The organism is Micromonospora sp. CPCC 205558 (assembly GCF_036902955.1).
Classification (GTDB): domain Bacteria; phylum Actinomycetota; class Actinomycetes; order Mycobacteriales; family Micromonosporaceae; genus Micromonospora.
In genome coordinates this window covers 22970-35479 of record NZ_JBAKHR010000010.1, presented here as the reverse complement: position 1 = coordinate 35479, position 12510 = coordinate 22970, and the positions used below count along the sequence as shown (strand labels likewise).

Below are 12510 nucleotides of genomic sequence, written 5' to 3'. Positions count from 1 at the left end.
TCTCCTACTTTCGATTCGCGGGCACTGCCGCCGCGCTATTGGAATCCCTTGCCAGCAGCTCGTCGAGCGCGTCGGACACTAAGGCCAGCCGCTGCGCATCGGCCTCAACATCCGGATGTAAAACAAGCGATTCCTGCGGCTCCAGACCGGGCTCATCCTGCAGTTCCGGTCTGGCTTTTGCCGGTGAATTGAGCCTCCGCATGGCGGCTAGAATTGCCGCCGCCTCGCCAGCCGCAGCAGCCCGGTCGAAGCTGTAGCCGGCGCCTGCCGCACTTCGCTTCGCCTCAGCAATGACTCCCGCGTCCAGCGGGCCGAGCGCTTGTAGGCCGTCGGCAATCTCTACGCATCGCCGATATAAGTGCTGCCCGGCGCTCAGCAGCACACCTCTGGCCCGCTCGGGTCTACGAGGAGGGTCAAGCGCGATAGTAGGCGTTGCCTGGAAAAGGACGTACCACAGTGGATGTAGTCGCCGATACAGGCGACGTCGTCGGGGCAGCGCTCGCACCGCATCAGCGAATTTCCATGCGGATGAAAATACGAGACTGATGCACACTAGCGGCAACGCTAACGTGATTAGTGCCTGCGACACGATCGGTTCAGACCACGGGGGATCGATGCCTCGTAGCTTCAAGGCAATGAAGAGACCTTTGTGCACTACGTATCCGGCACCGAAAGTGGCGCCAATCGCGAGCAGCCTCATACTCACACGCAGCCGTCGCTCGGCGAACTTCGCGTAGCGGATCGACATTCGCAAGATGTCGCCAATTGCCACAGCTAGGCAAATCAGATAGCCCAGCATATAAACGCCGATTTCCGGCAGTTCCGCATACCTCTCCGCGAAATGCAGAGGTTCGGATACAGGGACGTCGGCCGCCGCAAACATGGCTACCATCAGACAAAGTACGGCGGTAAGCAGCACCAACCGAACCCGGAGCCGGCGCGGGGCCTTCTCCGGGTCACCGAGGTATAGAAACAAGATCTGCACCGCAGCAGCCACTACCAGAACGGAGCCGTTCTCCAGGATCTTCGTGACGTTCGGTATACCGGTGGCTTGATCGACTGCGGCATACACCGGCGCCCAGCCCACGATCACGGCCACTGCGCAGCCAAGGCAGATTGCCACGCTCGCCTGAATTTTGGGATCATCAGGGTCTCGCCTCAGCGCTCCGAGCTTGATCAGAAACGCCGCCATAGCGAGCACCGCTGTGACTATATGACCGATCGCCACCAGCATGTTGGGCCCCGTTTAGTCCGTCAATGCCGCAGCGATGCGGTACACCACTGCGGCGGCGTCTTCGTGAAGGCCAGCGACGTTGACAACATCCCCTAGGCCATCTAACCGAGCCCCGAGGTATGTCGCGACCACCTCAGCGTCTCGCTCCTGCTGCTGGTCATAGGTCCTTGGCGATCGAGCCATGACAGAGTCGACGCCCTCGACGCTGAACACTTCAGCCATGACCTCGCCGGCCCCGTCTATTACAGGACTGCCTATGTGATCCAGTGCCATATGCATGAGCTCGTGCAGGAGGGTCTGCACCTCCAAGACCATCGACGTCGCTCTGCTGTAGAGGACGTAGTCCGTTTCGGGCGTCGCCACCCACAGGCCGCACGGCAGGGTCGAGGTCTGAGATGTCATCGCGACCAGCTGGATCGGTCGGTCTCGTGCAGCCTCCAGTGCCGCGATCAAGGACTGGACCGTCAACGGCACGGGCAGCTCAACCGCCACCCGACGGAGCAACCACTCAGCCCGGCGCTCTTGCCGCCGCCACATACCTTCACCTCCTGAGGCGGGCGCGCCGAGGCACACCGCGCGCCGAGCAGCGCCCCGGACCCACTAAGTGGCCGCTCAGTGACTACGCTCAAGAGCCGACCACAATAGTGGCGAGACGCTAAGGGGGCAGCATAGCCACCAACACGCTCCGGAGGCACCCCCTCTACCGCTTGCAGCCATGGAACTTCCATAAACGAGTGTCCTGAAGCATCGCCAAACGGGGCGAATCGCAGCTCGCCCGCCCCGCTGAGATGAGGGCGCGTCCACGGAGAGGCCTACTCCTTGAACGTAACGATCGACCTGCCCCAGCGCCCCAACCTCACCGACAGAGTGGCGCGCGTAGCGACAGAGGTGTTCGCTCCGACCGTTCTCACGGGTGCTATGCCGATCGTCATCGGGATCCAAAGTGCAGGCACCGCTCGCCTCGGACTCGCCTGGGGCCTGATGGCTGCGCTGTTCTGCTCGGTTTTTCCGAGGGGCGTCGTCTGGCTCGGTGTCCGTCGGGGTCAGCTCACCGACCGGCACGTCGGGCTCAGAGAGCAGCGCCGAGCACCAATGGTGTGGGGTTTGTTGTCGGTCCTGGGCGGACTTGCGGTATTGATTGGCTTCGGCGCGCCCCGTCCGTTGACGGCCTTGGTCGTCGCGACGTTCGCCATCGGACTGACCTTGACCGCGGTCAACCTTGTCTGGAAGATCAGCGTGCACGCAGCAGTCGCCGCTGGTTCGGCCGCCGTGCTGGTAAGCGTGTTTGGTCCACCGCTGCTGCTTCTCGCTGTCCCGGTTGTTGCCCTTATCGGCTGGTCCCGCATCCGGCTGCGCGACCACACGCCTGCTCAGGTGTTGGCTGGCACCGGCGCGGGCCTGGTCATCTCGATGCCGATATTCCTTGTGCTGGCTTGACCGACGGCGTGTCCACGCCCACCAGGAGCTTTGCCGTTCGTTCAGGCGTGTCAGGCCGATCCGGGTCGACCGCCGCGACGCGGCGGGGGGTTCCGCCGTTGCTCCAAAGCGGCAACCTGCTCAACAATCGCCCGCAAGGTAGCCCTTGGCATGCCGGGGGGTAGGTTTCGCGCCAGGACTGTGATCTGAGCGAGGTCAGGGTCCGCCTCGGGAGCCGAAGCATGGTCCGCAGGCTCGGCCGAGTCGAAGAAGTAACTCGGACTAACACCCCAAAAGTCAGCCAGACGCTGGATGTTCTTCATGGTGGGGTTGTCCCGCTCGCCGCTCAAAAGATAGTTCAAATAGGACACCGACAGACCCGTGGCGGCGGAGACCTCCTCGGGCGTGAACTTCTTCTCCGTGTCCTTCTTCAGGCGTTCGTCGAACAGAGCTTGGAGTCGACCCGCGAACGTGGAGCCTCCAGAGCCTGGCCCAGCCGAAGGGTGCGACCCTGGCCCACCCCCAGCGTCCGTCATGGTCACTCCCCAACTCCTCGACGCGCCACTATCGTGGGCAAAGTGAATTTTCGACCACAACAGTTGCGGAGCCGTGCCGCCCGGTGCGAAGCTTGCTCGGGCACGGCCACTGCTGTGGCAGTGACACGGTATCGGACAACCATAGTGTTGCAACAGGTGTCCGTTGTTTCGACACCTGGCGGAACCGGCGATGCCGGATCGGAGACGGGCAGCGCATCTAGAAGCGGGATCGGGGGGATGCGCGATGCGCGCCGGAGAGCCTGCGCCAGGCAGAAATCCGCGGGGCACATGCCTCCGCGGGTGCCGTCACGCGGCACCCCTGCGTCGAAGCGAGCTGGCGTCAGTGGCCTCGGAGCAGCAGACTTCGGGGCCACTGCCGATCCTGGCCGGCACTCGTGGCAGCGACTTGCAACGGCACCGCACGTGGCACAGCGGGAGCGGCGCTCCTTCCCAGTACGTTGTCCCCGCAGACAGTCGCGCTCAGCGGCTTCATCTGAGCATTGGACGACCGTCTTCACATCGCCGGCGACCGTCGCTGGGGCTCTGGTCACATACTGACTGTAATGCCAGGAGGCCCACATGATTTGGGCACGCGGCCGCATCGCACGGCGCCTGCGGGATGCCGGGCTGCCGCCTCCGCCCGCTCCATACACCGTCGATGCCTGGTGCGAGGCTATCGCCCACGGCCGTGGCCGCCCGATCCACCTTCGCGGCGAACGCCTCGGTATGGACCTCCCCTCTGCGTTTCTCATCAAGCTCGAGCACGCAGACGTCATCATTGTTGACTCGGCCCTACCGATGCTGCCTCGGACGCAAGGCATCCTGCACGAGCTGGCTCACCTTGTCCTCAGCCACAGTGGCGACGCCCTGCATGCCGAGGTCGACGCAGCCGTTGAGGCTGAAGCGGAGCTGGCAGCGGACCTGCTCTTCCAGCGGCTGTCCACGGCTGCGACGGTCGCGAGCCGGGCAATGACCTCCGGCACCGCCAACTCGATCCGTAGCCAGCGGCTGTGGTGGCCTACGAGTTGGTGGACCGATCGTCGAACCGACTGGCAGGTCAACCAGCTGTGGATGACCCTACGAGCGGGCATGCCCGAGGCCGCGATCATCACCACCACTACTACTGAACAGGTCCCGGTAGAAATTGGCGGCAGCCGCCAGCGATACCGGCGGGTCGTTGAGGTGCACGAGGCATTGCGGTTGCTGCGTCCGTGGTACTCGCGGCAGGTACACGACAGCGCGAGCCAGCGTGCCCAGCGCTATCAATTAGATGCCACCAGTACGGCTGCGGTGGTTGAGGCGGCTCAGGTGGCGGTGGCGCTACGGCGCCATCAAACAGAGTCGCCCTCGGACGATGTTCCACCGTTACCTCAGCGACGGCTTGCCGCATACGACATTCGTGCGGAGGCCCGCCGCCTGGCGCTGGTGGGTCTTGCGCTACATGACTCCCCCCTCGTCGCTGCGGAACTCGCTCGCTGGAGCCCGGTGGCCTACGGCTCGCGGCCCGAGGAACCTGGGTCCACGGCCTTCGATAGTTTCCCGATCGCCCCGCTGAACAGGGCTGTGAATCGAAACGGCTGGGCCGGCGCGGCGTAGACGGAGCGGCAGGACCTGCGCTCCAGCGGCGTCCAAAGCTGACGGCTGCCAGCGTGTGGCGTGATCCCTGATCTGGGACGGGAACATTTCGCCGCCGAAATGCGGGCCGCTTCCGAGGGCGCAACCGAGAGCCGCTAGTTCGCGTCGCTCGTCGTCGCTGGCGATGCCTGGTGCGATGACTGCTAGGTCGAGATCGATCGCTAGGTCAACGGCCGCGCGGATTACCGACCGCGCGGGGCGCCAACCGGCGTCCAGCGCGTAGGCCGGGTGCACTCGCAGAAAGTGCCACGGTGCCGCGTTCAGCGACTCAATGCTCCGTGTGCTACTGCCGTAGTCCTCTAACAGCAGCCGGACACCCAAATGACGGAGTTGCTCCGAGGCGTCGCCGGGAGGTAGATCCGCTGGCTGGCCTAGTGCGAGCACGAGCGAGGAGCCTGCAAGGCTGCCTTGCAGCGCCTCTCGCAACCCATCGACGAACCGGGGTGTCACGGCGCGGGCGGGGATCGGCACGACCAGCGCAGCGTCCGGGAGGGCGTTCCGCCACGTCGCGGCGGCGGCTATCGATCGGGTCAGCACGGTTCTCGCGAGACCCTCCAACGCGTCTTGGTCGTTAAGGAGTTGGTACGCGTACCCGTCGGCGGCGAGCACGTCGTAGCGCGAGTACAGCCAACGGGGCACGGATTGAACCATCGTGATGCTGCCGCGGGCGAGATCAACGATAGGTTCGAAGGAGATCGACATGCGCGCGTCTTCGAGCTCTCGTCCGAGCGGAACGCTCTGAATCGGGCCAGCCTGATACGTGACCAAACGGTCTTGGCCTTGCCGGATGGCCCACCACATCACCCGCTCCGCCGAGTCGAGTAGAGCGGCGGCTTCGTCGGGGGCGCCTGAGGTCATGCCTGCGCTCACCCGGACCGTTAGCAGCGAGCCTTCGATGTGGATAGGTCGGCGCAGGGTTGCCACGGCGTAGCACGCCCGCTGGTAGGCGCTCATCTCTGTCGTAGCCCACATCACGAGTGCGAACTCCGCGTCGCCAACCCGGGCGACCTCCGCAGCGTCTCTCGATGTGCGACTAAGCCGTGTCGCCAGCTCGTTCAGCAGGACGAGAGCCTTATCGCGACCAACCGCGTCAGCCAGGAACTCGTAGTTCTCTAGCCGGATTGCAACCACGTGACAGGTGTCCGAAGACTTCTCAGCAACCCGGGTGAGCAGCGTCGCCCGGTTCGGCATGCCGGTGTCGCGGTCATGATGCGCCTCGTGCCTCATCAAGGCGTAGGCATGCGCGATGTCCAGGCTCGTCGACAGCGTCGCCGAAAACGCCCGCAGGGTCGAGCGCTCGCGAGCGGACAACCTGTCGCGAGGACCCCGAAGGTACAGTCTCAACGTGCCTTGCAGCCCAGTCGTCTTGGCACCAATCTCGTGCGCGATCGGCAGCGGCGCGCCAGCGGCGTACACAGGGACTTCTTCCGCCGGACCGTCGAACACCACCGCCGCGTCGCGATCGACACGCACCAACCGGCCGCCGCACGCAATCTCGATGTCCGCAGCCTGAGCACCGAAGAGCTTCACCGCTCCGGCAGCCGCGGTCCGGATCACGACATCGATGTCCCGGCTGGCCAAGGCATCGCTCAGCACAGCGAGGTGCTCCCACGCGCGCCGTTCCTCACGGATCCGAAGGCGATGTGTCAGCACCAAGTGCAGGACTAACATCGCGGCAGGCAGAGCTATCAATGCCCGCATATCAAGGCCGGCGAGAACCGAAACCAAGCCTGCCGTGCCGACTTCAGCCAAGCCCACGATCAGTCGTGTGCGCCACATGTAGCGCAGAACCGTCAGGACGGGACGTCCAGTAGCTAGCGTCGCTGCGGCCGTCGTGACTATTTCCTGAAGAGCTAGCACCGCGATCCCTGCGACAAGGAATCCGAGTACGTAGAGTTGCCACCGGGATGTTGCCAGCCCCGAGTCCTCAAATCCCGGACGTATACCGAAGGCGTGCATAGTTACGGCGGCCAGCGCGGCGGCCACGACATCCATGCTGACGTTGTGGATAGCCTTATGCACACCAGCGGAACGGGGGTATCGCGTGATGATTCGGGCCACGCTAACGCCGACAGCGGCGCAGATGATTACCCACGGCACAGGCAAGACTGATGCGCACAACAGCGTCGCCGTCGGCGTCAGCGTAATCCGAAAAGGTATACGGGGCGGCACAGGCGCCGACAAGATGGCACCGACCGCCATCACGGCCGTGCACATTATTGGGTACACCAAGTAATACGGTGCAGGTTGACGCAGGTTTACCGTCGCCCACAGAACGCTTGAGAGCGCCGCCGCAAAGACTGTGATCGTCAGCAGTACCAGCGCAGGCCCGCGTCGTCGGGATGACATCAATCATTCCCCCGTATTCGTCAACCCCAGCCCTCCCTGCAACAGATCGTCCACATTAACAGGTGATGCCAACCTTAGTCCCACTCAACGCCCTTGCGCATCACTGAACCCCCTCTCCCATCTCTCTGACGGTTGGAACATATGACCGCGTGTAGACCATTATCAACTGCAAAGAGTCGTTTTCGTCACTTACCGCGCACTGGGACGCACCGACGTAACGAAAAGGCAATCGCCTGCGCACTTGGGGCGACCATTGGTGGCTTAGTGTGACCTCGCAGCCACATGAGGTGCGCCATGGCTCTTGACGCCCACAGCCTGGTCACTCGACGCAACGGACAGATGACTATGGGCATGGGCGCGCGATCCACCAACTGACAACGCCCGCCCTGGCGGGGCAGCCGAGTTGGTCGTCATTCACGTGCTCGTCGACTCCCTGGCCCAGGAGTTAAGCCGCCGCCTCTCCGCGCCCGCACTGGTGGCGCTATCGTCCTGATATCGACTATTTAGGACGGCCCACAGTGCGGTAGTTGTGGACCGGCAGACCCGAGGAGCCGTTGTTGCGCGGCGGCTTGCAGGACGAGCGCGGGTGGGGGATCTGTCCCCGCCGGTCTTGCGTTGTCGATTCATGCCTGCCCGACCCGACGAACCGCTTAGGTCAGGGTCGTGAGGACGGTGTGCTCGTGTCGGTGGCGGCGCGGCCGCGATCGAGGATCAGCACAAGGGAGAAGAGGCCCGCCCGAGCGCCGGTCACCTGTTCGTGGGCAGAGAGGACCTCCCCGGTGCCAGGGTTGAGGATGAGCTGCGTTGTGGAGCCGTCGACAGTCACGCTGAAGCCAAGGCCGGCCCGTCCAGCCAGGTCTGTCTGCTCGCCGCCGAAGGAGATGTTCGGCACGCCGGCCAGGACGCGCAGCATCTCCGCGCGCTGCTCCTGACTGAGATATTGGCTAGTGGCAAGGCCGATGACGCCGTGGACGAGCATGCGGGGGTAGGCAGGCTCGTTAGCGAGCGCGCGTGGCGCTAGGGAGCCGGCGAGCGTGGCGGCATCGGCGGGCAGCGGTTCCGCCAGATACGGCTGCAGTTCGCCCGCCAGGTATCGCGTGGTCTTTTCTGAGGCTGGCGGGAAAGTGCTCCGCTCAGCCGGTGTCGGGCGGTGGGTGAGGCCAGGAACATCGGGAAGCCGGCGTGTCAACTCCCGGCCGGAGCTGTCGGAGTCGCGGCGCCAGCGACGCACATCAGAGCGTGTAATCACGTTGGTAGCGCGGGTCCACGACTGAGTGTGCAGGTAGGTGTACGGCAGGTTGGTGGAGGCATCGGCGGGGGTGCTGGCGACGCTCGCGGCGAGGGTCATCAGGCGTTGGTGCGGGGTGAGGCCGGGATCGGTGGCGGCCGTTGGAGGCATCGTGGTGCTCTGCTGCCGGGGTGATGCGGATGCAGGTTGCGAGCCGGTTTGGCCGGTGGGGGCGCTTGTTTGGCAGGCAGTGAGCAGGGCGCCGAGAGCGCTCGCAGTCACCAGGTGGGCGAGAGCAGTCCGTCGGGGCATGGGCATCGTGGTGATGATTCCTCGCTGGATAGGTAAGCGGTCAGATGGCTGCGCTGGCGCGCTTCGGCGTTGAGGCGGCCCAGCGTCGCTGTGGTCGGCTAGCAGCCGGGAGGCCTGGCACGGACGTCGATAGGTCTGCTTGGTTGGCTTGTCGGCGCTAATTGGCCCTGAGCAGGTTGGTCAGTGCCTGTCGGCCGCGGTCGGTGAGCATGGCCGTCAGGGATCGCCGGTGTGGCACCTGTCGCAGGTGTCCGTCGGCGAGCAGCACGTTGAAGGTGTCGCGGACGGTGCCCTCTGAGGGCCGGTTGGGGCCCTCAGCAGGGGTGTTGACCGTGGCGGCAAGCTCACGCACCGTCCATGTCCGGGTGGGATCCGCGAGCAGCGTCGTGTAGATGCGGCGCCGCTTGCCCGCCATCGACCCACCGTCCGAGCGCAAGTCCTCACCGCCGGGTCAGATCGGCCTGCCCCGCTGTGCGCAACTGCTGTCCGCCGGTCGGCCCGCCGGTGTTGTTGTTTCGGTCAGCATGGCTAGGGCTGTGAATCATGGCGTTGAGCTCCCATCGGTGATGCCGCTGCCAAGTCGTGTGGCGGGTCGTCGATTCCGGCCGGGTGGCCGTGGCGTTGGTCGGCGCAGGTGGTACGCATGCGGGTTAGTTCGTGGCGCAGGCGCGGGCCGTCGCGGTGACCTGGATGCGCGGCGCGGTGCTCGGCGGCGGCCCGGGCGAGGAGTTGACGCGCGGGTGCGCAGTGCCCGTCTTGATAGAGGACGAGGGCGAGGGTCGCTTGGGCGGCGAGGGTGGGCAGTGCCCGGGGGCCGTCGGCGGAGGTGTGGTGGCGGATGAGATCGCGGTAGCAGTCGGCCGCTTCGGGGAGTTTGCCGGTGCGGCGGTACGTGTTGGCCAGGATCTTGAGGGCGGCACGTGCCTCCGGTGATGTGGCGCCGCGCAGGCGGCGTAGGGAGCGGCACGCCCAGCGGGCCCAGGGCAGTGCGGCGCTGGGGTCGTCGTTCGTGAGGGTGAGTTCTGCGAGCAGGGCGGCGGCGTTTGCGGTGGCGACGTCCAGGGCGGGCAGGTCGTCGGTGGGATCGGTGTGCAGCAGGCCGGTCTGCAGAGCTTCGATCGCGCGTGCATGGTCGCCGTGATCGGCCCGGGCTCGGGCGTAGGTGAGGCGTTGTGCCATGGACATCCGAGGTCCGACGAGCTGTCGGGGCTCGGATCGCCATGTGAGGTGCAGGTCGCTGGGCCCGGCACCGACCGCGACGCGGTGGATGCCACCGGGGGCGTATGCGGCAGCGCAATGGATTTTGCCGGGAGGTACGAGGTGCGGGGCGCGGTGCAGCACGGCTTGGGCGACCGCGTCGCGCAGCGCTTGCGCTGGCACGGGTGCGCGCCCGCAGGCGGGCATGCACAGGTAGACCGGCGGGCACCCGGGAAGCTGCACCAGGATCATCGGGTGGCCGCAGTTGTGGCAGGTCACCAGTCCTGGCGGGACGGGGGCGGCTGGCACCGCGCGGGCTCGCGCTACCCATTCGTCGATCGTGGCCTGTGACAGGCCGCGCTCGCGGGCCACCGCGCTGATCGCCTGGTGTAGGTCGTGCTCGACCGCCCGCTTGAACGCCGCGGCGACCGCGTCAACAACGAACGCAGGCGTCCATGGGGTAACCGGCGTGCTCCGCGACGGCATAGCGTGTCCCTTTCCTGATCAGGTGGTTCTCGCGGTTGGCAAGCCAGTCAGTGCCATGAGGGGGCTGCCTGGGTGCAGACGGCGCGGTGGTTTTCACTGGCGGGCGTCGCAGCGATGTCCGTGATGCGGGCGCGATGTGGATCGCCTCGGGGCAGGTAGCGGGCGGCGATGGTCGTGGCGACGGTGAGGCAGCGATGGGCGACGTCGCGCAATCCGCAGTCGCGGTAGAGGCACGCGAGTTGTGTGAGCGTTTTTAGGCTGACCGGGGCTTCGGGTCCGCGCCGGTGGGTGGCAGTGGTGTAGACGTCTGCGAGGTCTCGGATTGCCTTCTCACAGCGGCCGACGCGGTGGTGTGCCTCGGCCATGCCGGCGCGGGCGTACAGGGTCCGCTCGTGGCTGTGGCCGAGTTCGGCGGTGGCGAGGTCGACCAGGTCGCGGTAGGTGGTGACGGCCTGGTCGGCGTGTCCGGTCAGCGCGGCCAGGGGTGCCAGCATCGCCGCCGCGTCGAGGCGCTCCGCGGAGTGATTAGTGCGGTGGGCGAGCGTGTGGGCGTAAACCGCCCACTGGTAGGCGTCATGGAGATCACCCAGGGTCCGCCGTGCGGCGGCGTGGTCGATTGCCCTCCGAGCGGGCATCTGGTGGAGCCCTCGCGCCGGTTGCGGTGCCCGGGGCATCGTGAGGTGCATGGTTGTTCCCTTGCGTTCGTCGGAGGGCTGGCGGGGACTGTGCGGCTAGGCGCGAGTCGCCGGTCAGGTGCTGCTCACGTCGGTGGGCGTAAAGTGGCAGCCAGCCGATGGGTTCCGTCCTGGCCCGGCGCGCTAGTGGGCGGGGCTTTGGGCAATGGTCGAGGTGAACTGATAGGAGCGCAGCACCACCATCGGATCGGCCATCAGCTCGGCGAAGCGGTCCAGGTCCTCTTCCGTCGCGCCGTCGACTAGCAGCTGGTCGGTCAGTTGGTGAACGTTGTCGGCGTAGAGCTGGCAGCCGGGGCCGCCGCCGGTCCAGGTACGGGCGGTGGTGCGGGCGTGCACGTGGTTCATCCCGGCGTGCAGCAGCAGAGAGGCTGCCCTGTCGCCCCAGTGCAGGTCGACGCCCTGGCTGGCGAGGACGTCGAGAACGCGGCGCACCACGTTGGCGAGTAGTTCCGCGTCTTCGGGCGAGGGAGCGCGGTGCACCCACATCTGGGCGTAAACGATGTCGCCGAGGACCAGCCATCCGCCCGGCTTCAGTAGGGAGATCATCTCGTCGAGTAAGTCGGTTCGGTTGGCAAGCGGCGCCAGCGCGCAGCGCGCATTGATCAGGTCGAACGGCGCGGCTTCGGCGGGTAGTTGCAACCCGTGGCGCAGGTCGCGTTCGTAGACGTGGACGATCGCGGTGGGGTCGAGCAGTTTCGCATCTTCGTCTAGGGCGACGACGCGACCCGACGATCCGACCAGGCCGGCGAGGTAACGCGTGAGCGAACCAGCTCCAGCGCCGACATCGAGAGCTCGCTGCCCGCTTCGGACTCCGATACGCGCGAATTCCCGTGTCGTGATCGGGTCGAACACCTTCGTGAGGTCTAGGGGCGGCATGCTGCTGCTTATCTGGTGGCGCTGGTGGGTGGACGTCATGGTTCCTCCTGGTTCAACCCTGGTTCGCGAGAACGCTGGTGCCGCTGTGGGCCCAGCGCAGCTCGACGGACTCGGGGCTATGGACGAGGGCCAGCTCGACAAGCCGGATCAGGTGTTGGCGTAGGTCGGCACGGGTGGACTCCTGCCATCGCTGGTAGGTAATGAGTGGCCGGGTGGCCGCGGTGCGTCGGTCGTAGGCGGCGGCGAAGCCGACAACGAGCGCTTCCAGGTGCGCCGCGTCGTACAGGACTGCGGGGCAGAAGCAGACATAGAACCTGCGACGCGGGGCAGCGGCGTAGGGCTGGAGGTACTGCTCGCAGGTGGTGCAGCGGGCCAGGTCGGTGAGCAGCCAGAGGCTGGTGTCGTCGTCATTCACGATGTCACCGCCCTTGCCTGCTTGAAGGTGGGTGGGGTGGTCGGCGGCGCCGTTCGGGTCGGCGACGCCAACCACCCATTGCCGCCCGCGATGGATGCTCGGAGGGCGGCCCCGCGCCTGGTGGGACCTGA

The 12510-nt window shown here is 66.0% G+C and carries 11 protein-coding genes and 1 pseudogene; 2 read left to right on the top strand and 10 right to left on the bottom strand.

What is annotated here, in order from left to right; translation table 11 throughout:
• Positions 1-4 precede the first annotated feature (4 nt).
• Together V6U86_RS13970 and V6U86_RS13965 are read right to left on the bottom strand one after the other, a co-directional pair.
• A complete protein-coding gene (locus V6U86_RS13970; RefSeq protein ID WP_334502972.1) occupies positions 5-1234 on the bottom strand; it encodes an MAB_1171c family putative transporter in 1230 nt (409 codons plus the stop codon).
• A gap of 12 nt (positions 1235-1246) precedes the next feature.
• A complete protein-coding gene (locus V6U86_RS13965) occupies positions 1247-1726 on the bottom strand; it encodes a hypothetical protein (protein WP_203172919.1) in 480 nt (159 codons plus the stop codon).
• A gap of 327 nt (positions 1727-2053) precedes the next feature.
• On the opposite strand from V6U86_RS13965, the gene V6U86_RS13960 reads away from it, so the two are divergent.
• Positions 2054-2671, top strand: coding sequence for a phosphoesterase PA-phosphatase (locus tag V6U86_RS13960; protein ID WP_334502965.1), 618 nt, complete (start codon positions 2054-2056; stop codon positions 2669-2671).
• A 50-nt stretch (positions 2672-2721) separates the two neighbouring features.
• Here the strand turns inward: V6U86_RS13960 and V6U86_RS13955 are convergent, their stop codons facing one another.
• Entirely contained in the window at positions 2722-3186 is a 465-nt protein-coding gene (locus V6U86_RS13955) for a helix-turn-helix domain-containing protein (RefSeq protein ID WP_334503384.1), read from the bottom strand.
• A gap of 579 nt (positions 3187-3765) precedes the next feature.
• On the opposite strand from V6U86_RS13955, the pseudogene V6U86_RS13950 reads away from it, so the two are divergent.
• A pseudogene (locus tag V6U86_RS13950) lies at positions 3766-4614 on the top strand (DUF6545 domain-containing protein); the annotation flags it as partial.
• Between the two features lie 9 nt (positions 4615-4623).
• On the opposite strand, the gene V6U86_RS13945 reads toward V6U86_RS13950, so the two are convergent.
• The 7 genes from V6U86_RS13945 to V6U86_RS13915 all read right to left on the bottom strand — a co-directional run bounded on the left by V6U86_RS13945 (position 4624) and on the right by V6U86_RS13915 (position 12454).
• Entirely contained in the window at positions 4624-7170 is a 2547-nt protein-coding gene (locus V6U86_RS13945; RefSeq protein WP_334502963.1) for an EAL domain-containing protein, read from the bottom strand.
• A gap of 655 nt (positions 7171-7825) precedes the next feature.
• A complete protein-coding gene (locus tag V6U86_RS13940) occupies positions 7826-8518 on the bottom strand; it encodes a hypothetical protein (protein WP_334502962.1) in 693 nt (230 codons plus the stop codon).
• Positions 8519-8867: 349 nt separating this feature from the next.
• Positions 8868-9125: a hypothetical protein gene (locus V6U86_RS13935; protein WP_334502960.1), complete on the bottom strand. Its 258-nt coding sequence runs from the start codon at positions 9123-9125 to the stop codon at positions 8868-8870.
• Positions 9126-9238: 113 nt separating this feature from the next.
• Entirely contained in the window at positions 9239-10393 is a 1155-nt protein-coding gene (locus tag V6U86_RS13930; RefSeq protein WP_334502958.1) for a tetratricopeptide repeat protein, read from the bottom strand.
• A gap of 47 nt (positions 10394-10440) precedes the next feature.
• Entirely contained in the window at positions 10441-11079 is a 639-nt protein-coding gene (locus V6U86_RS13925; RefSeq protein ID WP_334502956.1) for a hypothetical protein, read from the bottom strand.
• A 132-nt stretch (positions 11080-11211) separates the two neighbouring features.
• A complete protein-coding gene (locus V6U86_RS13920) occupies positions 11212-12003 on the bottom strand; it encodes a methyltransferase domain-containing protein (protein WP_334502954.1) in 792 nt (263 codons plus the stop codon).
• A gap of 13 nt (positions 12004-12016) precedes the next feature.
• Positions 12017-12454: a hypothetical protein gene (locus V6U86_RS13915; RefSeq protein WP_334502952.1), complete on the bottom strand. Its 438-nt coding sequence runs from the start codon at positions 12452-12454 to the stop codon at positions 12017-12019.
• Positions 12455-12510 lie beyond the last annotated feature (56 nt).

Coding starts and splice junctions, on each gene's coding strand:
- V6U86_RS13970 (WP_334502972.1), bottom strand. CDS start 1,234: ATGCTGGTGGCGATCGGTCATATAGTCACAGCGGTGCTCGCTATGGCG.
- V6U86_RS13955 (WP_334503384.1), bottom strand. CDS start 3,186: ATGACGGACGCTGGGGGTGGGCCAGGGTCGCACCCTTCGGCTGGGCCA.
- V6U86_RS13945 (WP_334502963.1), bottom strand. CDS start 7,170: ATGTCATCCCGACGACGCGGGCCTGCGCTGGTACTGCTGACGATCACA.
- V6U86_RS13940 (WP_334502962.1), bottom strand. CDS start 8,518: ATGACCCTCGCCGCGAGCGTCGCCAGCACCCCCGCCGATGCCTCCACC.
- V6U86_RS13935 (WP_334502960.1), bottom strand. CDS start 9,125: ATGGCGGGCAAGCGGCGCCGCATCTACACGACGCTGCTCGCGGATCCC.
- V6U86_RS13930 (WP_334502958.1), bottom strand. CDS start 10,393: ATGCCGTCGCGGAGCACGCCGGTTACCCCATGGACGCCTGCGTTCGTT.
- V6U86_RS13925 (WP_334502956.1), bottom strand. CDS start 11,079: ATGCACCTCACGATGCCCCGGGCACCGCAACCGGCGCGAGGGCTCCAC.
- V6U86_RS13920 (WP_334502954.1), bottom strand. CDS start 12,003: ATGACGTCCACCCACCAGCGCCACCAGATAAGCAGCAGCATGCCGCCC.